The organism is Algoriphagus resistens, from assembly GCF_001442615.1.
Classification (GTDB): Bacteria; Bacteroidota; Bacteroidia; order Cytophagales; family Cyclobacteriaceae; genus Algoriphagus; species Algoriphagus resistens.
On the sequence record NZ_LMXN01000001.1, the window covers coordinates 31,250 to 57,245 of the forward strand.

Consider the following 25,996-nt stretch of genomic DNA (forward strand, 5'->3'; position numbering starts at 1 on the left):
GACTAGAGGCTTTTTCCTTCAACTATAATACCTATTAAAGCTCAGGTCGCAACTAACCACATCGATCTGAGCACATTTTAACCTAACATCATGGAAAAAATACTTTCACTTACTCCTAGACAGATCGTCGCCGAGTTGGACAAATATATAATCGGACAAAACGACGCGAAACGCAACGTCGCTATTGCACTGAGAAATAGAATCCGTCGCTTGATGGTGAAGACAGCTATTCAAAAGGATATTGTACCGAATAATATTTTGATGATCGGATCTACCGGGGTAGGGAAGACTGAGATAGCCAGGCGATTGGCAAAAGTAGCCCATGCACCATTCACTAAGGTGGAGGCTTCCAAATTTACAGAGGTAGGCTATGTAGGTAGGGATGTGGAGAGCATGGTAAGAGATCTTGTAGAGCAGTCAGTGGCATTGGTAAGAGAGCAGAAAAATGAAGCGGTAAAGGCTAAAGCAGCCGAATCTGTGGAAGAAATTATTCTTGATATTTTGATTCCTCCCGTCAAAAATACTGGATTTACTCGCGCGATTCCTGTTGATACAGATGAGAATGAAGAGCCAAGCAGTGATGCAGAGTTGAATGAGAGAACGCGTGAGCGATTCAGGGAGAAGCTTCGTGATGGGGAATTGGACGATCGAAAAGTTGAAATCAACGTGAAAGCAGGTTCTCCTATGGGAGTAGGCATGATCGGGAACGGGATGATGGATGATGCAAGTATGGCAGGTCTTCAGGATATGATTTCCAACATGATGCCCAAAAAAGTCAAAAAGCGTAAAGTAAGTATTTCTGAGGCAAGGAAAATATTGCTTGAGGAGGAGATGTCCAAGCTGGTTGACTTTGAGGAAGTGAAGGAAGAGGCGATAAGACTTGCCGAAAATAATGGAATCATCTTCATAGATGAGATAGATAAGATCGCCTCTAAATCAGGTAAAAATGGAGGAGGGCCTGATGTGAGCAGGGAAGGTGTGCAGCGGGATCTGCTTCCGATTGTGGAAGGGTCAGCAGTCAATACCAAATATGGTGTGATTAACACCGATCATGTGTTGTTCATAGCGGCAGGTGCTTTTCATGTGGCCAAACCATCGGATTTGATCCCTGAGCTACAGGGTAGATTTCCAATCCGGGTGGAGCTTCAGAGCTTGACGCAAGAGGATTTTTCACGGATTCTGCGAGAACCAAAAAATGCGCTTACCAAGCAGTATCAAGCCCTATTTGAGTCAGAGGAAGTTTATCTTGAATTCAATGATGAATCTATTGAGGAGATTGCCAGACTGGCATTTCTGATAAATCAGGAAGTGGAAAATATTGGGGCAAGAAGGCTTCATACAGTGATGAGTCACTTGCTCAACGATTTCCTGTTTGATGTGCCGGATACCATTACAGCCAATTCCAAGATCATGGTTACCAAAGAAATGGTGCAGGACAGGCTGAGCTCCCTTGTTCAAAACAGAGATTTATCGCAGTATATTCTGTAAATTAGGTCTGAATATATATCCTTATGCAGAACTCACTTCTAATACTTACAGGGCATAGTAAAGGTCTGGGAAGAGCTATTTTGGATGCTTACCTTCAGAAGGATGAGTTTGAAATTATTGGGATTTCCAGAACCAAACTTGGATTGAACACCCCCAATCTCACTGAAATCAGCATGGATTTCAGTGAGATTGGGGTCATGGAAGATGCATTTACAAGACTTTTCCCCCTTGGGGATTTTAAGCAGATTATTCTAATTAACAATGCTGGATGGATAGGAGAAGTCAAATCGGTGGGAAATCTTCAAGTGAAGGATTTGAGTTCTCAGATCAGCATCAATTTATTGGCACCAATGTGTCTGACAAATGCTTTTGTGGCAGCTTTTAGGAATACAAAGGCGAGAAAGACCATTTGCAATATCAGCTCTGGGGCAGCTTCCAAACCTGTAGAAGGCTGGGGTGGATATTGTAGTACCAAAGCAGGGTTGGAGATGTTTACAAAAGTTGCTGCCAAAGAAAGTAAGGATCCTAAGTTAAGATATTTCAGTGTTGCTCCCGGTGTAGTAGATACACAGATGCAGGATGAAATAAGACAAGCGGATAGTCAGGATTTTCCTCAAATCGAGCGGTTCAAAAATTACAAGAAAAATGGTAATTTATCCTCGCCAGAGTCGGTGGCAGCTAAGATCGTTTACCTATTGGAAAATCAAGATCGATTCCAAGACGTAATTCAGGATGTGAGAAATTTCGATTTGCCTTGATCATGCTTTAACTGAAGAAAGAGTAGAGTTAGGTGCAGAAAGCGTAGCATTAAGAAACGCTAAGTGCTTTCAAAAAAATCATCCTAGTCCAATTTTGTTTACTGGGGCTGTGTACTGAAAACTGTGACTAGCTTTTCCAATCAAAATCATTTCTTAGGGTAATCAATAAACCAGGTTCTGGAATTTTCTGGCCGAACCTGAAGCCAATGTTCTGTATCAGAATTCCACCCATAGTGCCCCGCGGTGGGAAGATTATCCAAATTACCTCCAAAAAAATCTATAAAGTCATTCATTCCGGGATTGTGACCTACTACAAAGATCAATTCATTGGAATCATTTTGTCTCTGGATACATTTCAAAATCATAGCAGAAGACGCGTGATATAAACTTTTCTCGTAAGTTATTTTCGATTGGGGGATGTGGAGCACCTCGGCGAGTATTTTGGCAGTTTGAGATGCTCTGGTAGCCGTAGAACTTACTATAAGATCTGGGAGTATTCCTTTTTCTTTTAATCGGAACCCCATTTCGGGCACATCATTCAAACCACGATCAGCCAAAGGTCTGTCGTGATCGTCCAGATTAGGGTTGTTCCAAGCTGATTTTCCGTGTCTGACCAAAATTATTTTCTTCATTTCTTGAAAATAAGAATGATTATTTTGTTTTTTTTAATCGAATATTTACTTTTAGCGCTCTTTCAATTCCAATTTATCACAATTTATTATGTTTACCGGAACAGTAAAATTTTACAATGAAGCCAAAGGGTTTGGATTTATCGTTGACGATGAATCTCAAAGCGAAGTATTCGTACACGCAACCGGTTTGGTGGATCAAGTCGCACAGAATGACAAAGTGACTTATGACATCAAGGATGGCAAAAAAGGACCAAATGCAGTCAATGTCAAAAGAGCTTAATAGAGATCTTTTTTGTTAGCGAGAATCAATCCTCTGAAGATTTGCCTTCAGAGGATTTTTTATCTTTGGCGTAATCCTCTAACTTGGAATCCGGTTCCATAGGGCTTATGTCTTCACCTGGTCTGGATATTTTTTCTTGCCAGTTTGAAGGAACACTTTTCAAATAAAGATCCCGCTTTGGGAAAGGGATTTCAATATTGTTCTCGGCAAATTTTTCAAATATGGCGTTCATGACTTCTGCGCGGACATCCACCCAGATGTCCATGCTTTCCACCCAGAAAAGCACACGAAAATCCACAGAACTATCGTTGAAAGTTTGCATATAGACACGTGGGGAAGGAGCTTTCAGTATACGTTCCCCTTTCAACACCTCCTCCAAGACTGACTTTACCAGTTTCATATCAGATCCATATCCTACTCCAATAATCAGCTCTATTCTTCGTTTTTTATCGGAAAGCGTCCAGTTAATCAAGCTTTGGGATAGCAAGTCACCATTCGGGACTACAATTTCGGATCCATCATATGCCTGGATTTTACTGGCACGGATTCCTACATCTTTAACTGTACCTGCATTCATTCCGACTTGAATTTCATCTCCGATCTGGATGGGGCGTTCGAATGCAAGAATTATTCCTGATACCAGGTTGTTGATAATTGTTTGCAACCCAAAACCTATACCTACCGATAAGGCTCCCAACACGATAGCAATTTTGTCAAAGGGTATCTTAGCAGCAGTCATACCTATAAAGAAACCGATAATCAGGACAGCAAGGCGGATGAGAAGCACGGAGCTTCCTAATCGTTGTTTTCTGGAAGTTGCTGTTTTTTGATCTTTGACAGAAGCAAAGTAGGCAATGTTATTTGCAAGGAATGTGGAGACATACAGGATAATAACGAACAGAAATATGCTGCCGAATTGAAAAACGGTAGCACCAAGCGTACGGTCTGCAAGTAAGAATTCTGAGATCCAAGTATAAGCGTCGTCGAAAAAACCTAAGTGCCAGATCACACCATAAACCCAAACGGTGGTAGCAAAAACGTAAAGTATTCCCTTCATACGTTTCTGTAAATCCTGAAAGTCAAAATAGGAAGTGAACACATCGCTCTCTTTTTTGCTGTGTTCTATAAATAAATAGATGGCTTCTAGAAATACGTTGACAAAAAGGAACAGCCCTATACCTCGATAAAATAAGATAATCCCTGTGACTGAATAGGTTTTAGAAAGATTGAACCGCCCAAATACATTGGTTAAAAATGCAAATCCTTCTATTGCAATAAGGAATATAGCGAGGTATTTCAAGAAAGTATGATGCTTGTCTTTGCCTGATACCGCGTGCTTTAAAACTAAAATCCCCATTCCTACAAATAATAGGGAAGAAAGAAGTATATACCATCTCTCCTGATACACTACTTTCCAGTTTAAGCTGCTTACTGCCACTAAGAGGTAAGGGGCGAGAAAGGCAAACCAGATCTTATTGAGGTATTGACCAAACTGGTCTTTGATGAGAAAGCTGGATGCTATCACCATAGAAAGTGAAAGAATGGAAATAAAAACCAAGGGTGGTTTGGTGAAGATCAGCAGAAAAATGGGGAGAAGAATTAATAAAGTGGAGGAGAAAGTATGCTTTTTGAAATAGTTTACGCGGTCAAGAATAAGAGAGGCAAATTCCTTCTCGCGGCCAATTTCCCTGATCGTTGATCTAATCTTTAAATAGACAAGAATCAGTATAATGCCACAAAACAAAAAAGTATAACGCGTCCGCTCTACATATACTTTCATAAAAGCGGCATTGCCTTCCAGTGAATCTTTGACTACCGTCAGAAGGTTTGTTGTTTTTGAATAAGTTATTGCCTCCCAAGGGTAATTAATCTCCTTTGTCCAATATTGTCTGTCGAGTCTCTTTTTGTTTTGGTTTAGGAATTGTTTCAGAGCCATAAAAACCATGGTGTTTTCAGAAACTCTTGACTGAAATCTTGCTGTAAGAATCTCTTGTTCCACATAAATGCTGTCTACCGTTCTTAAAGATTCCTTTAGCATTTTGAGCTCGCTGTTGATGGCAGGCACCAAGGTGCTGTCACGGAGAGTCATCACAAAGAGCGAGTCTGATTTTATCTTGCCTAACCTGGTTCCTATGTCCGATAGCTTGTCCACCCTTTCTTGGATTTTCTTTTGGTATGCCTTATTCAGATTCTCATAAGTGGACACCAGATTCTCCATTCCTATCAAATAGCGGTGGTTAAGAGATTCCGAATCTGCTTCAGTTTTGGCTTTAATTCTTTTGGCTGACAGATTGATCTTTGGTAAATTTTCAGCCATTTCCGTTGTGTCCAAATACTCAGAAAGCTCAATGTTTAATTCGCTCAGATCGAATGCATAGCGCTGGGCTTTGTTTATGACCTGGGTAAGTATGGCCCCTGCTGATTTTTTGTTGCTGGTTGGGAGATTTGCTGAATCGGCAAATGTAAAAAGCGTATCTATTGCTTCAATTGAAGTAGTGGGATTTTCCTTGGCGCTATTAGGAGTGTCGCTATTCTCTTGTGCCAGCGTACTGAAGGAAAAAGAGAGGACGAGTATTGAGAAAATTAAAAAGCGCTTCATACAAAACATATTTGGCTTTAATATAATTAAAATAGATCTAAATGAGCAGGTAGTGCTTACCAAGCTGCATAAGTTAAAATAGTTCATCCGCCCGGTGACGGATTTCGTACAAGAATATATACATGTTCTTGCCGAAAATCTTAAAGTATGGGAAAACACTTGGTACTTGACTTGCTATTCGAACAATTTGCTGACAAATGTCTTTTAACTTTAATTTATTGATCTAAATACTCCTAAAAAGCGGTTAATTCATGTTAATTTGGCTGACTAGCGCCTTTTTCAGGTGTAATATTTGGATCTATTTTGTCATCACTCTGTTAAATACTTAAAAATAAACCTTAAGAAATATGAGCAAAAAACAATTCTTTCTGGGAATGCTTCTTGCCTCTTTAATAGGAGGCATAGTTGCCTTAGCGGGCGTTAGCTTTCTTTCTCAATCACAAAATGCCGCCAGCTTTGACGAAAAGCAAAAAGCAAGTTTTGTCAATTTACTTTCAGGAGAGGACTTTACAATTCCTGACGGGATTAATTTTGTAGCGTCTGCTGAAACAGTCACCCCTGCAGTGGTCCATGTAAAAAGCAAGATGGGATATACCCAAAGTGGTAGAATGCAGCGCGATCCGCTTCAGGAGTTCTTTGGAATACCTCCTCAAGGCAGGGGAGGGCCGCATCCAGGAGGGGCTATGCCTATCAGTTCTGGTTCTGGAGTTATCATTTCCCCAGATGGATATATAGTCACTAATAATCATGTAGTTGATAAAGCCACTGAAGTGGAAATTTCTTTAGAAAATAACAAGAGATTCATAGCAAAAGTAGTTGGGACAGATCCTACCACAGATCTGGCGTTATTGAAAATAGAAGATACAGGTCTTCCCTTTGTGAGATTTGGGGATTCGGACAAGACTAAAATAGGAGAATGGGTTTTGGCAGTCGGAAATCCATTTGACTTAAATTCTACTGTAACTGCCGGCATTATTTCAGCAAAAGCCAGAAATATCGGTATCCTCAGAGATGTTGAAAACAACTTATCTATTGAATCTTTCCTTCAGACTGATGCAGTAGTCAATCCAGGCAATTCTGGGGGAGCATTGGTAAACTTAGCAGGAGAATTGATAGGGATAAATACCGCTATAGCTTCTCAGACAGGAACTTTCAGCGGTTATTCATTTGCAGTACCAAGCACTTTGGTAAAGAAGGTAATGGATGACCTTATGAAGTATGGCACTGTACAGAGAGGATTACTGGGAGTGAATATCCAAAATGTCAGTCCTGAACTTGCGGATTATCTGGAAGAGAATTTTCCTGTCGAGCAAGGAGTCTATGTAGGTGGGGTTAATGAAAATAGCGGGGGAGAAGAAGCTGGTCTTAAAAAAGGGGATATTATCATAAGTGTAGATGGACATGTCACGAATAATGTTGCAAATCTTCAGGAAATGGTTGCCAGAAAACGACCGGGTGATAAAGTGGAAATAGAATATATCAGAGACGGCAAAACGTATAAAGCAGAAGCAACGCTGAAAAATTTTGCCGGTGATACTGAAGTAGTAAAGAAGGAAATTCCTAAAACATATGAGTTTGAAGGAGTAATATTTGAGGAAGTTAATGACAAGTTAAAAAATCACCTTGAAATTAGTGGGGGAGCAATTATATCTGGTGTCAGTGGTGGTAAATGGGGAGAAGCTGGAGCAAGGCCTGGATTTATAATTACTTCCATTATTACCGAAAGCGGCAGGGCAAAGATAACTAGCGTCGAAAGGCTGTTGGAAGTATTGGAAGAAACCGACGGTGATTCTATTGTTGTACTAGGAATGTTCCAGGATGGAACTGAGTATTATTTCGAAGTTGACTAGTAGTCTATAGCATCATTGCAGGGCAGGCCGGTGGTTTATTCATCGGCCTGTTTTTTTTTGGCAATTCATCGAGTAGGGTAAATAAATCAATGAGATTTTCTATTTTACTTTTTAATCAAACCCATACCCCATGAAAAAGTACATCAGCTTACTTAGCTGCTTGGTTTACCTACTGGTATTCAGTGAGAATATTCTAGCCCAAAGTCCATCAACCGTTCTTTCCCCTATAGGGAAACAACCAATATCAGGGGTTTCTGTTGATCGTCTGGAGCGTATCGATCAAATGTTAGACCAAACTGTCAGTTCTGACCAAGTTCCCGGATTGGTAGCTTTGATAGTCAAAGACGGAAAAGTAGTTTATCATGAAGCAAAGGGTTGGGCAGACGTGGCTTCCGGGAAAGCAATGGCCAAGGATCAGATTTTTAGAATTGCATCCCAGTCAAAAGCAATTACTTCCACTGCTGTCATGATGTTGTGGGAGGAAGGGAGATTCAGATTGGACGATCCTATTTCGAAGTATATCCCCGAATTTGCAAATCCGCAAGTATTAACGGGGTATAGCTATAGAGATACTACCTATTCTACCAGACCGGCTTCCAGAGAAATCACCATTAGAGATTTGATAACCCATACTTCCGGAATAGGATATGGTGTGATCGATGGAGATGAGCGGATGAAGCTGATCTATGCAAAAGCTGGAATAGTGGATTTGTTCACGACCGAACCTGTCAAAATCTCGGATAATATTAAAAAGTTGGCAAAGTTACCCTTGCATCACGATCCAGGCTCCAAATTCACCTACAGTGAAGGACTTGATGTGCTCGGGTATTTTATAGAAGTAGTGTCAGGAATTCCCTTTGATCAATTTCTTAAGACCAGGATTTTTGATCCTATCGGAATGAAGAATACGGGTTTTTATCTAAGCGACGCACAGGGTGAAAAACTGGTCACCATACACCAGAAAGTTGATGGTCAATGGAAGGCTTTCCCGGTGACCTTTTACGATCCGGATTATCCTAAAAAAGGAGCAAAGACTTTTTTCTCCGGCGGAGCAGGACTGTCTTCCACTGCAGAGGATTATGCAAAATTCCTTCAAATGTACTTGAACGGCGGAGTTTATAATGGAAGCAGATTGCTCAGTCCAACCACCATCAAAGCCATCATGAGTAACCAGGTAGGGGATTTACTGGGGAATGGAGGAAAAGACTATGGGCTGGCTTTTGGGCTGGTGGATGAGAACGGTGTTGCGCAGGGAGGAATTGGCAGCTTGGGGACATTTGACTGGGGAGGCTATTTCAATACCCAATATTTTGCCGATCCAGTCACCAATACTATTGGAATTCTGATGAAGCAAACCCAGGGTGGTACCGGAGATGAGTCTGGTTGGAAATTTAGACAAATGGTTTTTTCGTCAATTGAGTGAGGTATCGGTTTGTGAAAATATGAGCAACATAGCCAATTCTTGATCCTTTTATAAGAACACAAACGGAGACTGAATATTTGTCTCTTTAGGGAATGGCTGTGGGTAAAAAATAGCAAATTTAAAACCAGCCACGCCTCTAGGTACGGCTCATTTAATACTTCAGGACTGTACCTAAAGGCACAAAAAAAATATACTAATCAGTGGCTACCCATAGTTTGCCCCAATGGGGCAATTCGGCTTCATAAAGTTGCACGGGATTCCTTGCCCATGAAATCGTACGAATGGCTAGAAAGGGATCGACGCATGATGAAACAAAAAGAAAAGTCAATCGACTTCCCTTTTTTCAATAGATCAATAGAAGGCTTATGATGTATTGTGACCTTTGCGCTATCTTCGTGCCTCCTGCGGTATCGCTCAGTGGGAGAATAAGTTAGGCGACTGGTGTCGCTCGTGTTAAAAACAGGCTGCAAAGAGGTGAAAAAGTCTTATTCGAAATTTTACTTGGATGAGATTAAGTCGGGAAGTTGATTTTACAAACGTTCTAGAGGAAGATCGATGATTCTGGTTTTGATTAAGCAACCAACCAAATGTCCAAGACGGCAATTTATTATTCTTCTTAACTAGTCGTAACCTTAGTGCTCCTGACGTTTGAATAGCTTCACACAAGAAAAGGATAGCCATCTGGCCATCCTTTTCAATTGAGTTTATCAGAGATTAATTGTTTCCCCTGCCTCTGGAACTGCTGGTTCTGGAGGAAGAACTGCTAGAGCTTTTCGCAGGAGAGGCAGTTCTTGAAGGTGAAGACCTCTTCACCTCTGAAGTAGATCTGCTCGGAGCAGGGGCTGCCTGTTTTCTTTGGGTACTTCTGGCTGGAGCGCTTTTTACTGCTGGACTGGAAGACTGAGATCTTGAAGGAGCAGTCTGAGTTCTGCTTTGAGTCGACTTCTGTGTCGGGGCAGCCTGTTTTCTTGGTTGGGCAGATCTCTGAGTCGGCGCTGATTGAGTTCTTGGCTGGGACGAGCGCTGTGCGGGAGCCGAATTCTGAGTCCTTGTTTGAGCCGGAGCAGCCTTAGTCTCTCTGTTTGATCCTGATCTGCTTGTTGGCGCAGAAGTTCGTGACTCAGTTCTTCTTGAGTTAGCCGGAGCAGTGGTTCTAGTCTGATTTCCTGAATAAGGCTTCGTCTCAAAGCTACTTCCTCCCCTGGAAGGAGTGGCTGATCTTACGCCTGAATTTTCGGATCTACTAGGCGTAGTTGCTCTCTCAGTGGATCTAGACGATCTTGAAGGGCTAGTTGTCGATCTTCCAGATACAGCTTCCGATCTGCTATTCGTCCTCGAAGGAGTAGCAGCAGGCTGCTTTCTCGAATCTCCGGAAGATAACACCCTGGAAGGTCTGGCCGCTGTGGACGTTCCTCTTGCGCTTTGCAGATCAGGTCTATAGGCTTTTACCGCATTTCTTGAAGCAACAGTTCTACCGGGAGCTCTACTGTTTTCTATTCTGTACTCAGGATAAGATCTTTTCGTCACCCGCTCGATTTCGCGTCTAGGAGGTCCTGCGTAATACCTATTGTTATTGTACACTACCGTATTGTTGATAATTGTCGTGTTGTTGTAGATGTTGACACGTCTTCCTCTTGGTACGCAATAGGAGTACACATTGTGGTATACGAATCTATTTTGTGGCACAAATACCCAATAGAAAGTCGGGATGTTTACTCTTACGCTTACGCTGAAACCGGGTCCCATTGGTGCCCAGCCGTAATATCCTCCGCCCGTTCTCCAGTCTACCCAAGCTGGTCCCCAGTCGTAATCAGGGATCCATGCCCAACTTCGGTAATTCTCATCATAGTACCATCTTCCATAGTGGAAGGTGGCCCATCCCCAATCATAGTCTGATACCCAGGTATTGCCATAGCTCGTCATCACCCAGTGTCCGTTGGTGCCGTAAGGGTGAAAGTCTTCATACACAGCGGGAAGCCATACATAGCCATATCTAGCATCTTTGACCCAGTCGCCATAGGGCATCAGCTCGTCATAGAAAACCTGAAATGAGACGCCGGCCGGAACATCGGCTTTTGCGTCTTTTGGGCTAACCCAGAGAATCGCTAGGACTCCCATCATCAGGTTTCTCATCCATCGTGGTACTTGCGGAGTTTTCATTTTATGTGGGTTTAGTGATTAAATAAATTGCTTAAGTACTTCTGTAGTTTTGTTGGTCGTTTTTAAAGCTATCCTATTTAGTAGATGCAATTATCCAGAAAAAGGATGCATGCATACTAAAACCAAAATCACGCCAATTTTTTTGTCTTCTTTAAAATGAGCGATTGGTAGGTGAGGTTTACGTAAAAAAATAGAGCAATGGTTTCGGTAAATCTTAATATTTGCTTAAGAATAATTGAAAAATTCCATACTTATATAAAAAAATATATCAACTGTTTTTGATCTAGAGGATTATTTTCAAGATAGATTTAAGCTTTTGCCAGAAAAATGAGGTAAAACGGAATTAAATAATTTTATAACTAATCGGCTTTGCCGAAAATTTATCCTCCGAAGAGGTGTGCAGTAGTCGTATCTTCACTCAACTATTTTTCAATTTGTGGCAATACTTTTATCCTTTAGTTGAAATTCTAACGCTTCCACCCCAGGTGAGGCTATCAACCTGCTATAATACTTAGGCTAAGTTCACTGTAGAATTTTTAAGAGTTATACATGGATAGTTAAGAAGTTATTTTCGGTAAAGTCCAAGGTGCTCTATAGTTTGGCCAAATCAGTTCATTGGCAGCTGAATTTCCGGTAAATTCTCTTTTCGCTTCATCCCAAATCAATTCCTCAGCTCCAATTCTCGCGGCGATATTCGGGATATGGGCGTGCAAAGCAGCGAGTCGTCCTGCCTCTGGCGGACAAATGGGTTGATTTCGGGTTTTAATGCACTCAACAAAATTGGACACATGTAGATTGTGACTTTCAGTCATTCCTTCCAGTTTTTTGGCTTCTATTTTGGGAGTTTCTGTTTCTGGATCCCATTCCGGATAGATTTCATAGCCATCACGGTTGACTACTAGTGTACCTTTTTCACCAACATACCCTATTCCATAAGGCTTGCCATACGGCCCGCTTTGCAGCCCACCATTCATGTCGTAATTAATAAGAAAGTCCTTTTTAGGATAAAGTACATTCATTGTGTCAAAGGTGTCCCGATCCCGATTCTCTTTATTGACATTGGCTGCGTAGGTCAGCACACTGGAAGGGACTGCCGGAGTTTCTTCCACCCAGATCGCCATATCCAAAAGGTGGACACCCCAATCAGACATCAAGCCTCCTCCATAATCCCAAAAATGCCGCCAGTTTCCGTGAAAGCGATTTGGATTAAAACTTCTAGAAGGTGCTGGGCCCAGCCAGAAATCATAATCCACACCATCAGGTATCGCTGTTGCAGGCTGGATCAGGTTGCCTAGTCCGTAATTGAAGTTTGACCATATATTTACCTTTCTGATTTTCCCGATGTAGCCGCTTTTTACTAAATCCCGGGCTTCGATAAACCCTTGTCCTGAGCGTTGCTGCTGACCTACTTGCATTATCCGATTGTACCGTTTTTTTGCATTGACCATCAGATCACACTCACCAATGGTATTTGCCATGGGCTTTTCTACATAGACCTCCTTTCCGGCCTGGCAGGCGGCCACAGCGATCAGACAATGCCAGTGATCTGGGGTACCGATGATTACTGCGTCCACGTCGCTACGTTCCAATAAAATTCTAAAGTCATTATAGCTATCCGGTTTTATCCCTGTTGCTTTCTCCACTTCTGCGATTCTTCGCCCGAGCACATTTTGGTCTATATCACAGATAGCTACACATTCCACTTCCGGCAGCGCGATGTGATGGCGGAGAATCCCAAATCCCATACTATTGCAACCTATGAGCGCAACTCGTACCCGGTCACTTGCAGCGACGCCTCTCTTGGCCTGGAGTAGAGAAGGAGCCAGCCAAAATCCGCCGGCAATGATTCCTGTGGATTTAATAAAGTTGCGACGGTCATTCATGGGATCGGATTTTGGGTTGGGAAAAGAATCTTGAATTCAAAATAAGGGAAATTGAGATGAATAGGAATATCGGCTGATAAAAAATTTGTTCATTTCATTTCCAATTAGACTTAAACCCAAGGAATTAGAACAAGTACTGGTTCAATTGTTAATTTGACTTTTGCTGAAACCCTTCCTAGATTATATTGAAGAAGTTAAAGTATTCTTATGACCATGCGTTATAATCATCCCAGTGTATGAGGTTCTTCCTCATGCTCAATTTCATGTGTTTAATTTAAGCTGTTGGGAAATTACGTAACCTAATGATTTTGAAAGGGTAAATATTTTTAACACTTTGAAATAGCACACAAATTCCCTTCCCCTAAAAAAAAATCGGGAAACCAATTGTAAGAAAATAACAGTTAAGAAACTTAAAATTTTATGTTCATGATAGCTCCTGAACGAAGTCATGATTGGCGATAGTCTTTTGTGCTTAGCTGTGAGGACAGTTTCAAATATGGAGTTTCTGAAAGTTAGTAGCTTATTGAGATATTTTAACCTCCAGTAAAATCGCCCTTCTAATACTCAGTAAAGTTATTAATCATCCCCTTTTTGTGTCAAGCTCTTTGTCATGGGTATTTCATGTGTTTATAAGTTAGTTTTCTTAGTTCATTTAGGACGGTAGTCGAGAGACTTTCGGCAAGTAATAATCATTCCCCTGTGTGTCGAGCTCCCGTCATGGGTATTTCATATGTTTATAATTGTTTTTCAGTGATTACCTAATGTATTAAATTATTGATAATCAACTAATTTTACACTCGAATTCATTCAATGAGCGATATTGGCAATGTGTCAGGTTAAAGTAATTCAGAAAAGAATCTCGGGATAGTGTCTGGGAAAATAAGAATACGCGGATCAGTTATTTATCCTTATGGATCCATTCTTAAAAAACATTGCTATGTCAAAACGGATAGGAGCATTAGTTTCATGAGAATAATAAGCCTCATCTTCATAATAATAGCTATCATGATGGAAAAATGCCAACTCACAATGATGACAATTCTCTAAATGTTTAAGGTGGTTCTTTCTTAATTTCTTATGGAATTCCCGTTCCTTTTGAGCCTGCTCACGATAATATTCATTTTCTTTTTTGCCCATTTCACGATAGTATTCAGCCTCCTTTTTATCCATCTCCCGGTAAAACTCTGCCGATTTTTTATGGATTTCTCTTGCCCTTTCCTGTTCCTTTCTACTCATCTCTTCTTGGTGTTCTCCGTGTTTTTGACGCTTTCCCTGAGAAAATCCGTTAATAGCCATTCCCATAAATAAGGCTAGAATAAAATACTTTCTATAATCCATAACACAAGAGAGTTTGTACATTTGGGAAAATCCAAAATCTATGCCAGTCCAAAGGAAAAGGCACTAGACCAAAATGTCATAGGGAGTTAAATCTAAATTTAAATGACCTATCTTCTCAATTCTTATCGAGATCTTAACAGGTCTGCCTTAGAGTTTAGATGATTTTCAAAATCAACTAATTTCCGAGTCTAAAAGGCTTTCCATACAGGCAGTCATATCTTTTACATCCTTCAGAATTGAATTGAGTATTAAATTTCTAATGAAGTAATAGGTGTATCTGCATGAATGCACCTACTGAATATGTCTACTTCTAGGGTGAAAAATTCCCTTCTCGACATTTGTCGGGATAGGTTCTTGCCCATTTTTAAAAATGGGAATCGCCAAATTTGAACTTCCAGCATCAGTTCAAAGTACATTCGTGCAGTTAAGTGGGTACGAACAGGAAGTAATTCTACAATATTACCACAGGCATCATTTTTGTAAATTTATGTTAAACAAAACTGACCGATAATCTACATGAAGAAGATTTTGAACCTAGCAGTCTTTTTTGCTTCTCTTGTAATAGCTGCCTGCAACCACGATGATGAAAATGGACCGGAATTGCCCATGGAATTTACCGTAGACAGTTATGAAAGTGTCAGTGTGGATGGACAGCTCAAGGTGGTATTCCATCGTCTGGAAATACCTTCCCAGCAATCTGTATCTCTAAAATCAGATACAGCATCAGTTAGAACCACATCATCTACTAGCACCGGAGAATTTAAAGTAAAAATCAAATCCGATCCTTTGCAAAGAAGATCACTTCAAGTGAAAAGTGAGGGAGGCGTGCTTTTCATTATTGCAGAAAATAATATTATGCTTTCCGATAGTATTACTGTAGAACTTTATTCAGATGAGCTAAATGAAATCAGACTTGAAAGTGATCAAATTGCTGAATTTCGTGGAGTGTTTGATCAAGAATCATTGAATGTGGTCACTGAAGCGAGAAGCAAATTGGGGCTATACGATTTCAGGGTTGATTACCTGACCTGTAAAACCGAAGGTGAATCAGAGGTTACTTTATCCACCTACACTGAGGGCATGGGAGAAGATCCTTCTTTTGAGGAGTCCACAGGAGTTTTGATCAATGACCAAACCCTTTTGGTAAACAATTCTATTTATGTCCGTGGGGATAGTGTAAGACTTGAAGGTGAACTATGGATTGTTTATGGCAATGATGTTTCTTCTTATTTTGAAATGGAATTGTGTGATTTAAAAACCGAAGGAGAAACCATTATTGATGCCATTGACGCAGCATCCCGAAATGTAAATATCAAACTTGAAGGAAACTCAGAAGCCAGAATCTGGGCTACAGAAAGTATTACAGGAAAAGGAGAAGGGGCTTCCAAACTGTATTATATAAACGTTACTGGACTTGATAATAGTGGATTTGTTATGGAAGGAAGCGCACAAATAATAGCCTTGGAATAGGTGAGGGATTTTAACTTGAATAGGAAGTAAAATCTCGAAAGGTAACCATACTATTCAATTGTAATATCTATAGAAAGGTATAATTACAGTTAAACCTAATACCTCAATGTCTAGTCAAGCTTTCCAGCAGTTTGTTTCTCTCATCAACGCTCGATCACAATCCCCTCATATTCTCCCAGTTTCTCTACCTCGAATGATGTGTACCCATTCTCATGACTAAAGGTAATGTCATTACCATTAATCATACTCCATATCCGGCTGGGTTCAAAACTGGTTTTAACCTTAAAGTTTGTCCGATAGATAGGCAGGGGACTGAAATAGGTATTGCCACTGAATCCTGTGAGATTAACCAAATGCAGAATCATGCCTTCCATGGATTCGCTGTAATAATTTTCTGGAATATTTCTGGCATACTCTTGTAATACAGCTTCGACACGTGGATGCGCGTCTGTGACGATCAAGTCATTCACCTCAGGAAAGGTATAGTCAATCAGGTCTAACAGAATATTCTTATGCTGCTCATAACCATGTAAATAATACAGTTTGCCTAGATTGATCGGAAGAAGAATGGCACTGCTTTTGGCTTGTCTTTTTATACCAACTGCATGATAACCTGAGGGTCTGTGGCCACCAATTTTCTCTGGGGGGCCAGGTCTTCCCGGGGTATAAATAGGTAATTTTTCTTCATCTGCGGATTCAAAGTCATATAATCCCAAATTGAATTTCCAGAAAAGTAGCTCCTGCTGCTCTAATCTGGTGAAGAGCCTTTTGTCCTCAGGATTGAGGTAATAGCCACTGCCTTCATGATCAAGTTGCTTGATTTTGGCTCCAAATAGACTTTTTAATGCTTCAGGATGTGCTGACAAAGACCGATTGGTAGCTATCAGATTAGTGCCTGATTCACTGATCCGAATAAGTGCTTCCAAGGATGCTGCATCTAAGTTTGTGATTTCGGGCAGGATCAGTAGCTTATATAATTTGAGCTTATCTTCAAGATGCGCAATCTGGCTTTTCTCCACAATATCAAATTGGATATGGGATTCTTTCAGCATCAGTTGAATGCCACGATATTCCTGGGCAGCATCACCTGAGGGCCAGGATCCCGGAGCAATTACTCCTACCTGAGCTGGGGAAGAATAGTTTCCAAAATAAGGCTCATACTTCTTATGTATTGCATAAACCTCTTGATATGTATCAAAATTTCGTTCATCCTCATAATCACGGAAATCTCCCATAATGCTCATATCCAATCCTGAGCCGTTTGCGATATTTTCGTACAACCGGATAGCTACCTCCTCTGGCTCCACGGCATTGTATCTGGATTGGAAGGAAATCTGCTGGATACTGGCATTGCTGACAACGTGATCTGGATAAGAATGGATGGTGTTGTTTACATTGTCCGAGGCATTGTATGGCCAGTATGGCAGGGAATTAGTTTGAGATTCATGGCGGATAATATCCACATATTTTTCAGAGTAGGTACAGATGGCGATTTGCTCGTTTTTTGATTTGACTAGTTCATGGACTCGTCGTATCAGATCGTCAGAGGTGTACTGCTTAAATTCTTGATATTTTATAAAAATCGGATCGTTGGAATCTTCTTTTAAAGGAAGCTTTAATCCACCGCTGTATTCAGAAAAGCGTTTCATATCGTAGGGATTCTGATCAATCCCATGATATTCTCCTGTATATGCATTTTTGGTTGCATATCCCGGCATATTGATAAAAATTCCGTCGATAGGATACAATTCAATTACTTCTTCGACGATGTTGAATAATTGCTCTTGTTCATAGGGTGCATTGATAGAGATCACATACATATCGTCATTCACAATCCGTTTCCCCTCAGGAGACAGGTAAAACCAATCAGGTTGCTTAGCAAAAATACTTTTATGCGCCCTGCTAAAATCGAATCTCACGATTACCTTAATTCCATTCTCATGACATTTGGAGATGACATTACCCAGCATGTTATCCTTCATGTAAGGGTTGGTGTACTGATATTCCAGTTGGGTAGGGTAGAACGCCATAATTCCCCCCGCATTGATAATAAGCGTATTTGCAGAGAGGCTTTTAAGATCGGCAATCAGGGAATCAACCACTAGGGTTTCTGCTTCATAAGCAGGCAGATTGGTCTGGATCACCCGCAGGTTATTTGCTTTCCACCAAGGGATACTATCAGGCCAGGAAGAGGATTGGGCTAAGGCGCCAAAAGGAATCAGTAAAAAAATCAATCCATAAATCAAGTCTTTGTAGGCTGGTCGCATCAGGAAAAAAGAAATCGGTTTCATTCAATAGGTTAGTTTTAAGGTTGATGAAACAATATACCATGCTGAGGATTAAATCTGCCGTTTCGGTCGGGTCTTTTGTTTTTTTTAGAAAAGGGGTGTGATAGTCTCATTCCAATTCTCGTTTACATTATTTCCTAGGTTGTACCTATGGTTGGTGGAAGGTTCGACCGCTCGTGGAAATTAGAATCTCTCAGTACACCCCTTCCGTAACAAATCAAACTCTACCTTCCCATATTCATTTGGAGTGGTGGAAACGGACGCTTTTCTACATCATGGTTGGTGTTGTGGGCGATTCCGAAGGCATGTCAGCTTTTGGAGAAGCAGGGTAACTGCGTTTTCTGCAAATCAGCGATCCTCGGCGGTTAAAAAAAAGCCCCGTTCTGTGATGAAACAGGGCTTTGGATGATAAGCAAACTTTTACTGTAGTGTATTTGAGAATTGCACCTCATTGACACTCATGAGGATTTCGTCACCCTTTACTTGCGGGTTTTTGAAAATAATATATACATCATGATGACCATCTACTCCAGAAACGGATACTTTTCCAAGACTGGAATTTTGCCTTCTCCAATCGATAAAGTTCATAGTTGGCGGTGGTCTGAAACCAACGACTTGTTTTGCTATCAATGGTTCTGTCTGCCCGACTAGTTCTCCTGTAGGAGAGTCAATTCGGATTTCTATAGAGCCGCCTTTCGCATCTACTCGTGCACTGATGCTGGCGTACACCAGGATTTCCTTGATGCCTGTCAGATCTAGACTTTTAAATCCCAGGTAAGATTGATCACCTACCATAAAGAAATTCACGCTTGGGGTAGTCAGTAGATTTACTCCTTTGCGGAATTCGGAGGTTTGTGGATCCAGGTATGGATTTTTCAAAGCCACAAAATCACTTCCGGACAAGGCAGGTACATCTCCCATTCCTTTATCCGTGTAAGATGCGTGAAGCAGGAAGCTTCCCATGCCATCTTCATCGGCAGGAATCTCAGTTGTTACATTTCCGGAAAGTGGTAGTGATTGTGCGGTTGCTTTCACTGCATTCATATTCATGATGTAGTCCACCATACGTTTTGCGTCAGCTTTTGAAAGACTCGGGTGGGCACTCATGGCATGCTCGCCCCATACTCCGGCTCCACCGTTGATGATTTTGTCTACTAGCATCCCTACGTTGGCTGGAGTATTATCATATTTCGTCGCCACAGCTTCATAACTTGGACCGATGGAAGATTCAGCATATTGGTGGCAGGATTTACAATCGCTTGCCTCGATCAAGTTTCTGCCGATATTTTCAATGGCCTCAGATTCCACACCGCTTTGCTTGGAAGCAATCTCTACCGGGTCAAATCCTGAAGGCACATAATCAAATGTAACAGCCACCTCATTTGCCTGGATCCTTCCATCTGCAGTACTTCCGTCTTCATTGTCAGTGACATTGATGCTATAGGACATCGCATTTTCACCAAAGTAAAATGACTGATTGGCCCCGCTGAAATCAATACTGACTTGCGGAGCGGCATTGCCGGCAATTACCTCAAAGGAGGAGGTATTGGATTCACCTTTGGTGTCTGTCACGGTAAGTGTAACACGGTGTTTACCGGCTTCCTCAAAAGTATAGGAAGCTTTTTCACCTTTCAGTTCTGTTGTTTTACCACCTGCACCTTCCAATTTCCAGGTGTAATCCAGCTTGCTTTGATCATAGTCATCGTAATCGCTGGTGCCTGCGGCAGAGAAATTAGCCGTAAAGGGCACCGAGCCTGCCATTTTATCTGAAGTTGCCACCACACTTGGTTTACGGTTTCCAGCATTGTATTCGATTTTTATCAAGCGGGAATTTGCATTTCCTCTGAACCACGCACTTCCATATTCCAGAATATAAAGCGCTCCATCCGGACCAAAATCCATGTCAATTGCCGAGCTGAATGTCTCATTTGGTAAGAATCTCTCCATAGACTGATAGTCTCCATTTTCATCCATGGTGATCGCCATGATCCATCCGCGCATAAAGTCTACAATCATCCATTTTCCTTCATAGTACGCCGGAAAAACATAGGGAGCATCAGATTTGAAATCCGCTTTTCTGAATACAGGGCCTCCAGTAGCACTTCTTCCTGAGCTTCCGAGCATCGGGAATTCTTCCGAAACTCCATACGGATACCAGATCATAGCGGGAACAACCGGTGTCGGGAGTTCGCGCAGTCCGGTGTTATTTACCGATTCATTGACCGGATTGTTGACATCAAATGGCACTCCATAAGTGTCTGTCTCTAAGTTGTGTGCATTGTAGGGAATATTATTTCCTATGAAATACGGCCAGCCGAAAAATCCCGGGCCTTTTGCCTGGTTGAATTCATCGTATCCTCTAGGGCCCCATATCGAATCCTTGGAAGCATCAGGGCCAACCTCTCCCCAGTACAGATACCCAGTCTTGCTATCCAACGTCGGTCTCCATGGATTTCTGTGGCCCATGGTATAGATCTCCGGCTTAGTTTTTTCAGTTCCTACCGGGAAAAGGTTGCCTTTTGGAATCGTGTAAGTTCCATCATCCGCAGGAAGGATTCTTAGGATTTTTCCCCGTAGATCATTTGTGTTTCCTGGGGCTCGCTGATCATCCGAGTTCTCGTGGCCTGGTCGCTCGTCGAGATTAGAAGACCCTGAAGTGGGATTCACCGTGTTATTGCCCACGGTTAGGTACAAGTTCCCTTCCTGATCGAATACCATTCCCCCGCCTGTATGGCAGCATTCTTCGCGCTGTGTGGGTACAGCCAAAATAACTTTCCTGGAAGATTCAATTAACTTATTTCCATCCAGTTCCCATCGGGTAAGCACATGCTGGGTATCTACAGGATCTGCGTAATAAAAGTAGATCCAATGGTTTTTTTCAAAATCAGGATGCACAATTACACCCATCAATCCTTCTTCTGCTTCCCGCACCACCCCTTCTTTATTGGTGTATTTCGTGTTAACTGGGATGGTGGCAACCAGCGTAACTTCTCCGGTATTTTCATCCAGGATTTTTACCCCGCCCTTTCTTTCCACAAAAAGGATTTTTTTGTTAGGCAGAAAAGTCATTTCCATGGGTTCGTCCATGCCCTCGGTCAGAACTACTTTGGTGAAGCGGTTATCTTCAGGTTTTTCTGTGGATACTTTCAGGTCTGGTTTGCTACAGGAGAAAAATCCAAGTAACAGTGCGAGACCAAGCATAGAATAGGATCGGTAAAGTTGTATCATAAAGTATTATTTTGGGCAAATTGAAAAGGTTTATGCTGAAAAGATGAACTTCCAACACGGGTATGATTCAGGTAATATCTCCGCACGTGCAAGTTGTCAACTAGCTACCAGCATCTTTTAAGTAATAGGTAGCGGAGACACTAAATATATTGTGTCAAAATGAAAAAATAATAACTTAACCCAATTATTTTTAGACTATTAAGCAGATTTCCAAAAGGAAGAATTTTACTTTATAACAAACCAGGTATAGCCACCGGCAGGGATTTCCACGGGAACACCTACGCTGAAATCCCGGTTTAAAGCCAAGGTCTGCTCTTCTCCGTTTTCAAAAACCAGTGTAGCACTATCAGTTAAGCCTGTAAAATAAAGCGGTACATTAATAGATTTTTGAATAGGCTCAGCAGTTGGGTTAAATAGCATTGTCAATCCCTTTTCTTTTCCGTTTGGATCTACATGCATCCAGCCGTCCCAGTCTTTTCCATCCGCTCTTCTCAGCCGGACTATGTCGGCGTTCAGAATCTCACGGTGTTTCTTGTACCAGTCAATCACTCCAACGACCACTTCCTTGGTTTCTTTAGTGTCATAAAGTCTCGGACCGCGGTAGCATGCCTGTACTCCGGCTCCGTAATACTGCATCATCAGTTGCTTGTAGTCCTTGAGATGCTCAGATAATGGTTCCAGTACTGCATCGGCACCACCCCCATGATAAGCGGTAAGGGGTACAAATCCCCAGCCCATTGAAGGGGTTTTTTCCCAGGTACCATCGTAAATATTTTGGCGATTTAGGATTTTTTGTTGCTCGCGTGAAAGTGAAAAATTAACCTCTCTATATCCCAATGCGATTTTGTTACTGCCATCTAAAAAATACCAATCGGGGGCATTGATATAAATTCCCTGGCCATTCATCCAATGGTAAAGGTCTTTCTGCAAATTCATCTGGATCCACTGGGAATCCGTCAAGCCTTGATGGCCTGGGTGGGAAGTCGAAGCACAGACATCTCCCGGATATGGACCGTCATTTTCGAAAATATCGAAGCCGGTTTCAGAATAAAAACGCTTAAGTTTTTTGAGATAATCCAACCCCCATTCACTGGCAAGACACGGTGCGTTTCCAAAGAAAGCTCCTCCCGGTTTTCCTGTGATTGGGCTGATGACATCATTGGCTGGATCTATGCTCCGGGAGCTGAAAAGCGAATAACCTCCGATTTTGATTCCTCTGGTATGCGCATAAACAGCCAGGGATTTCCAGCGTGCGATATTGTTTTCAGAATCATCTTCCATATCGATATGGCTTCCAAAACTCAAAATCAATGCTTCATATCCAGTGGCAACACATTGCTCTATGGCCGTTTTCACCTCCTCATCATTTTTGCTTACCAAGTGCATGAAAATTGGATTTTGAAGAACCCATGGAGCAATAGTCCTATACATTTTCTTCCTCGCCAGACCATTCCTTTCCCGGTCATAGCTGTCAAGAACCAGTTCATAACTTCTAATTGACTCAAATTTTTGATTGGGTGCCAAAGTAATTCCAATTCCTTTATCAGGATAAACTTCCAAAATAGCCGGAGTTTCCAAATTGTAATTCACTTGTGAGGTATAAGTAGAATCCATCTTCCAATGCGAAGCTTGGTTACTCAGTTCGGCATGCATGGCATTGTTGAAAGCGAAATTGCTTTCTATATAAAGTTGATGCTGTTTTTTCATTTTTTCTGTGGCACCTACCACAGCCGATTCCTCCTCTACTAAAGCGAGTAATTCATGCTTCACCTGATCGATTTTGTATGTCTGTTTACCATCGTTTTCAATCGTCAAAAACTTCGCAATCAAAGGTATGTTGTCAAAAAGTTCATAATGAACATGAAGTGCTAATCCATTTAATTCAGGATGTGAATATGAAAATGACAATTTAATGCCTTTGGCCGGCAACGGCTGGCCTGTCCAAAAGGCAGTTTTGCTTGGAAAATGTGGGGTGATTTCTGAAACAGTATAGCGCTGAAACTTAAAGTTGTTTTCTCCATTCTCCACATCCCTCAGCCATTCCTTCAAAAAATATCCTTTTTCTGAGAGGTTAATTTCCCCACCTACCTTATATTCTTTCCCGTCTATGTTGACTACCGCTTCAGGTAATACGGATCGAAGCAATTGCTCCCCGTTCATTAGATTTTTGAAGTCATAGCAGACTGGATTGGGAGCCAAATAAAAACTCCGCTGAACCAGACCGTTGGTTATCACCAATTCACTTTCTGAGTCCTGGATTATTTCCGCAGGGTAAGGTTTTGCAAAAAGTAACCAATCATCAGTGCTTTGCCTGGCAAAAGAGGAAAAGCTGAGCATCAAAAAAAGAAAAGCTGAAGAATAAATTGAAAACTTTGCTTTGAGACCCAAGAAACGAATTCCAAACCATTTTCTATCAATTATATTCTTCAGCATAGTTTCAGATAATTTCGTATACCCAATAAACAACGTTTTTTTGGAGCATACAAAACCCAGCTAGATAATAGATTTTACCAATCCGCCTTCGACCCGGATAGCGGCGCCATTAGTAGCGGAGGCCAATGGACTGGAATAATAAACTACGGTATCGGCGACTTCTTCTACAGTTGCAAAGCGCTGAATGAGTGAAGTTGGCCTCATGTCCTGAAAGAATTCCTCTTCGACTTTTTTCACGGACTTACCGCTGGAAACTGACAAGTCTTCGATGAATTTACCAACCCCCCGGGATTTGGTAGGACCCGGCAAAATAGAATTTACCGTGACGTTACTTCCTTTGGTCAGTTCGGCCAATCCTCTGGCTACTGCAAGTTGGGCAGTTTTGGTCATCCCGTAATGGATCATTTCGTCTGGAATGAAAATCCCTGATTCGCTTGAAATGAAGATAATCCGTCCCCAGTTTTTGGCAAGCATTTGGGGAAAATACTGCCGGGCAAGTCTGATTCCACTAAGTACATTCACTTCGAAGAATCTCAACCAATCTTCGTCGGGAATATCTACAAATGCCTTCGGCTCGAAGATCCCTGCATTGTTGATCAAAATATCCACTGCTGGAAGTTCTTTTAACAATATGTCTACCTCTTCCACATTAGAAAAATCAGCAGGAATTCCTGTGATTTTATTGCTACCAGTTTCAGATTTCAGTTCTTCGATGGCCTTATCTATACTTTCTTGAGATCTGCCATTGATGATTACTGTTGCTCCTTCCAGTAAGAATCTCTTTGCGATAGCAAATCCAATTCCAGCCGTAGAACCACTGATGAATGCTTTTTTGTCTTCTAATTTTAAATCCATTGTGTGTGAAAATTAAAAATGTTCTGATGAAATGCAGCTGAATGCCACGTGCTAGAATAAACTAAAGTAAAGATCAGATAATTCGGTTGGGCGCAAGAAAATAAGCACAGATTGCCACCATTGCTGCCCTCACGAACGATCGGTTTTCTTTCTCATTTCGGTTTGTGACATAAATCGGCGCACGTTTAAATCATTTAAAAATAAACTGCGGCCTTTGCGGTTCATTTGTGGTCTTCGCGATTATAAAACTCAGACTTTCTGCTTCACTAATTGATCCATTACCCAGTTGGTTCTGGCTCCACTGATTCCTGTGCTTTTGCAAGTTTCGCTCCCAAGTAGATCGCCGACTATGGTTTTGATCAATGGCTCTTGAATATGCTTAGGAAGGGTGAAATTGAAATTTTCAATTCCCTTTTCATCAGTAATAAGGGTGAATTCTCCTTTACCAAAGGTCTCAAATTGGATTGTCCCTTTACTTCCAAAGATCGTTGTTTCATCTATTTCAGCATTTGCAGAGGAGCTGAAGCACCAATTCCCTGTACCCAGAACCCCGCTTTCGAAGACGAAACTTCCAGCCACGATATCTTCAGCTTCGTAAGCTCCAGCCTGATTGGCAGCAAATCCTTGTGCGTGGGAGATTCTACCAAAGAAAAAATCCATCAGGTCTAACTGATGAGATGCCAGGTCAAAGAAATACCCACCTCCGGCTAACTTTGGATCCACCCGCCAATTGGTTTCTACTTTGGTGATTAAAGAGGCATCAAGTTTTTGCTTTAGGTTGATGTGTACCGTTCGGATTTCACCTAATGCGCCTGAGTCTATTAATTCCTTGATCTTAAGAAAATGCGGAAGTTCTCTGCGGTAATATGCGACATAAAGTGGAACACCGGCTTTCTCACAGACTTCAATCATTTCAAGACATTCTGCATGGGTTCGAGCCATAGGCTTTTCTACATATACCGGCTTGCCAGCTGCGGCTGCAAGCTTTGCCAGTTCCAGATGCGCATTTGGGGGAGTGGCAATATAAATAGCATTCGTCTCGACATCATTGATCAGCTCATTTGCGGAAGTATACCATTTTTCTATGCCATGACGCTGTGCGTAATCCTTCACTTTAACTTCCGAGCGGCGCATCACCGCTACGATTTTACTGTTGGGAGCGAGGTTCATGGCGGGTGCGGATTTGACTTCGCATACATTCCCCACGCCCAGAATTCCCCATCTTACTTCAGTTTCTTGGATTTTGCTCATAAGTTAAAAATAGGGGATAAGTCTCAATCGAGATTACTTTATCCCCCATTTAAGTTTTTT

General features: G+C 41.6%; 16 protein-coding genes. 6 read left to right on the plus strand and 10 right to left on the minus strand.

The window, feature by feature from the left end:
- Positions 1–90 precede the first annotated feature (90 nt).
- Together hslU and AS141_RS00120 are read left to right on the plus strand one after the other, a co-directional pair.
- Entirely contained in the window at positions 91–1,488 is a 1,398-nt protein-coding gene (gene hslU, locus AS141_RS00115) for an ATP-dependent protease ATPase subunit HslU (protein ID WP_057935592.1), read from the plus strand.
- Positions 1,489–1,511: 23 nt separating this feature from the next.
- Entirely contained in the window at positions 1,512–2,246 is a 735-nt protein-coding gene (locus AS141_RS00120; RefSeq protein ID WP_057935593.1) for an SDR family NAD(P)-dependent oxidoreductase, read from the plus strand.
- Between the two features lie 146 nt (positions 2,247–2,392).
- On the opposite strand, the gene AS141_RS00125 is transcribed toward AS141_RS00120, so the two are convergent.
- Positions 2,393–2,878 carry a SixA phosphatase family protein gene (locus AS141_RS00125; RefSeq protein ID WP_057935594.1) on the minus strand — a complete coding sequence of 162 codons (486 nt, stop codon included), beginning with the start codon at positions 2,876–2,878 and terminating at the stop codon, positions 2,393–2,395.
- A gap of 88 nt (positions 2,879–2,966) precedes the next feature.
- Between AS141_RS00125 and AS141_RS00130 the strand changes: the two genes are divergently transcribed.
- Positions 2,967–3,158 (plus strand): cold-shock protein, encoded by a 192-nt coding sequence (locus AS141_RS00130; RefSeq protein ID WP_057935595.1) that lies wholly within the window; start codon positions 2,967–2,969, stop codon positions 3,156–3,158.
- Positions 3,159–3,183: 25 nt separating this feature from the next.
- Here the strand turns inward: AS141_RS00130 and AS141_RS00135 are convergent, their stop codons facing one another.
- Entirely contained in the window at positions 3,184–5,757 is a 2,574-nt protein-coding gene (locus tag AS141_RS00135) for a mechanosensitive ion channel family protein (RefSeq protein WP_057935596.1), read from the minus strand.
- A 347-nt stretch (positions 5,758–6,104) separates the two neighbouring features.
- Between AS141_RS00135 and AS141_RS00140 the strand changes: the two genes are divergently transcribed.
- Both AS141_RS00140 and AS141_RS00145 read left to right on the plus strand, forming a co-directional pair.
- Positions 6,105–7,607 (plus strand): S1C family serine protease, encoded by a 1,503-nt coding sequence (locus AS141_RS00140; protein WP_057935597.1) that lies wholly within the window; start codon positions 6,105–6,107, stop codon positions 7,605–7,607.
- 130 nt (positions 7,608–7,737) lie between these two features.
- Positions 7,738–9,030 carry a serine hydrolase domain-containing protein gene (locus AS141_RS00145; RefSeq protein ID WP_057935598.1) on the plus strand — a complete coding sequence of 431 codons (1,293 nt, stop codon included), beginning with the start codon at positions 7,738–7,740 and terminating at the stop codon, positions 9,028–9,030.
- Between the two features lie 714 nt (positions 9,031–9,744).
- On the opposite strand, the gene AS141_RS00150 is transcribed toward AS141_RS00145, so the two are convergent.
- From AS141_RS00150 to AS141_RS00160, 3 genes are all read right to left on the minus strand, one after another.
- The gene (locus AS141_RS00150) at positions 9,745–11,190 is read right to left on the minus strand and encodes a DUF6600 domain-containing protein (protein ID WP_057935599.1); all 1,446 of its coding nucleotides are present in this window, start codon (positions 11,188–11,190) and stop codon (positions 9,745–9,747) included.
- Between the two features lie 557 nt (positions 11,191–11,747).
- The gene (locus AS141_RS00155) at positions 11,748–13,073 is read right to left on the minus strand and encodes a Gfo/Idh/MocA family protein (protein WP_057935600.1); all 1,326 of its coding nucleotides are present in this window, start codon (positions 13,071–13,073) and stop codon (positions 11,748–11,750) included.
- Positions 13,074–13,967: 894 nt separating this feature from the next.
- On the minus strand, positions 13,968–14,411 hold the full coding sequence (locus AS141_RS00160; protein ID WP_057935601.1) for a hypothetical protein: 444 nt from the start codon (positions 14,409–14,411) through the stop codon (positions 13,968–13,970).
- 516 nt (positions 14,412–14,927) lie between these two features.
- Here AS141_RS00160 and AS141_RS00165 point away from each other — a divergent pair.
- Positions 14,928–15,881, plus strand: a complete 954-nt coding sequence (locus AS141_RS00165; protein WP_057935602.1) for a GIN domain-containing protein — start codon at positions 14,928–14,930, stop codon at positions 15,879–15,881.
- A gap of 143 nt (positions 15,882–16,024) precedes the next feature.
- On the opposite strand, the gene AS141_RS00170 is transcribed toward AS141_RS00165, so the two are convergent.
- The 5 genes from AS141_RS00170 to AS141_RS00190 form a co-directional block, all read right to left on the minus strand.
- A complete protein-coding gene (locus AS141_RS00170; protein ID WP_057935603.1) occupies positions 16,025–18,172 on the minus strand; it encodes a family 10 glycosylhydrolase in 2,148 nt (715 codons plus the stop codon).
- A gap of 417 nt (positions 18,173–18,589) precedes the next feature.
- Positions 18,590–21,397, minus strand: a complete 2,808-nt coding sequence (locus AS141_RS00175; protein ID WP_057935604.1) for a PQQ-dependent sugar dehydrogenase — start codon at positions 21,395–21,397, stop codon at positions 18,590–18,592.
- 225 nt (positions 21,398–21,622) lie between these two features.
- Positions 21,623–23,830 (minus strand): alpha-galactosidase, encoded by a 2,208-nt coding sequence (locus AS141_RS00180; RefSeq protein WP_232424779.1) that lies wholly within the window; start codon positions 23,828–23,830, stop codon positions 21,623–21,625.
- A 60-nt stretch (positions 23,831–23,890) separates the two neighbouring features.
- Positions 23,891–24,685, minus strand: a complete 795-nt coding sequence (locus tag AS141_RS00185) for an SDR family NAD(P)-dependent oxidoreductase (protein WP_057935605.1) — start codon at positions 24,683–24,685, stop codon at positions 23,891–23,893.
- Between the two features lie 249 nt (positions 24,686–24,934).
- The gene (locus tag AS141_RS00190) at positions 24,935–25,936 is read right to left on the minus strand and encodes a Gfo/Idh/MocA family protein (RefSeq protein WP_057935606.1); all 1,002 of its coding nucleotides are present in this window, start codon (positions 25,934–25,936) and stop codon (positions 24,935–24,937) included.
- Between the last annotated feature and the right edge of the window lie 60 nt (positions 25,937–25,996).

Bases quoted from the DNA above. Each gene is read 5' to 3' on its own strand.
- AS141_RS00190 (WP_057935606.1), bottom strand. From the start codon at position 25,936: ATGAGCAAAATCCAAGAAACTGAAGTAAGATGGGGAATTCTGGGCGTG.
- AS141_RS00130 (WP_057935595.1), top strand. From the start codon at position 2,967: ATGTTTACCGGAACAGTAAAATTTTACAATGAAGCCAAAGGGTTTGGA.
- AS141_RS00160 (WP_057935601.1), bottom strand. From the start codon at position 14,411: ATGGATTATAGAAAGTATTTTATTCTAGCCTTATTTATGGGAATGGCT.
- AS141_RS00150 (WP_057935599.1), bottom strand. From the start codon at position 11,190: ATGAAAACTCCGCAAGTACCACGATGGATGAGAAACCTGATGATGGGA.
- AS141_RS00125 (WP_057935594.1), bottom strand. From the start codon at position 2,878: ATGAAGAAAATAATTTTGGTCAGACACGGAAAATCAGCTTGGAACAAC.
- AS141_RS00145 (WP_057935598.1), top strand. From the start codon at position 7,738: ATGAAAAAGTACATCAGCTTACTTAGCTGCTTGGTTTACCTACTGGTA.
- AS141_RS00180 (WP_232424779.1), bottom strand. From the start codon at position 23,830: ATGCTGAAGAATATAATTGATAGAAAATGGTTTGGAATTCGTTTCTTG.
- AS141_RS00140 (WP_057935597.1), top strand. From the start codon at position 6,105: ATGAGCAAAAAACAATTCTTTCTGGGAATGCTTCTTGCCTCTTTAATA.
- AS141_RS00120 (WP_057935593.1), top strand. From the start codon at position 1,512: ATGCAGAACTCACTTCTAATACTTACAGGGCATAGTAAAGGTCTGGGA.
- hslU (WP_057935592.1), top strand. From the start codon at position 91: ATGGAAAAAATACTTTCACTTACTCCTAGACAGATCGTCGCCGAGTTG.
- AS141_RS00175 (WP_057935604.1), bottom strand. From the start codon at position 21,397: ATGATACAACTTTACCGATCCTATTCTATGCTTGGTCTCGCACTGTTA.
- AS141_RS00165 (WP_057935602.1), top strand. From the start codon at position 14,928: ATGAAGAAGATTTTGAACCTAGCAGTCTTTTTTGCTTCTCTTGTAATA.
- AS141_RS00135 (WP_057935596.1), bottom strand. From the start codon at position 5,757: ATGAAGCGCTTTTTAATTTTCTCAATACTCGTCCTCTCTTTTTCCTTC.
- AS141_RS00155 (WP_057935600.1), bottom strand. From the start codon at position 13,073: ATGAATGACCGTCGCAACTTTATTAAATCCACAGGAATCATTGCCGGC.
- AS141_RS00185 (WP_057935605.1), bottom strand. From the start codon at position 24,685: ATGGATTTAAAATTAGAAGACAAAAAAGCATTCATCAGTGGTTCTACG.
- AS141_RS00170 (WP_057935603.1), bottom strand. From the start codon at position 18,172: ATGAAACCGATTTCTTTTTTCCTGATGCGACCAGCCTACAAAGACTTG.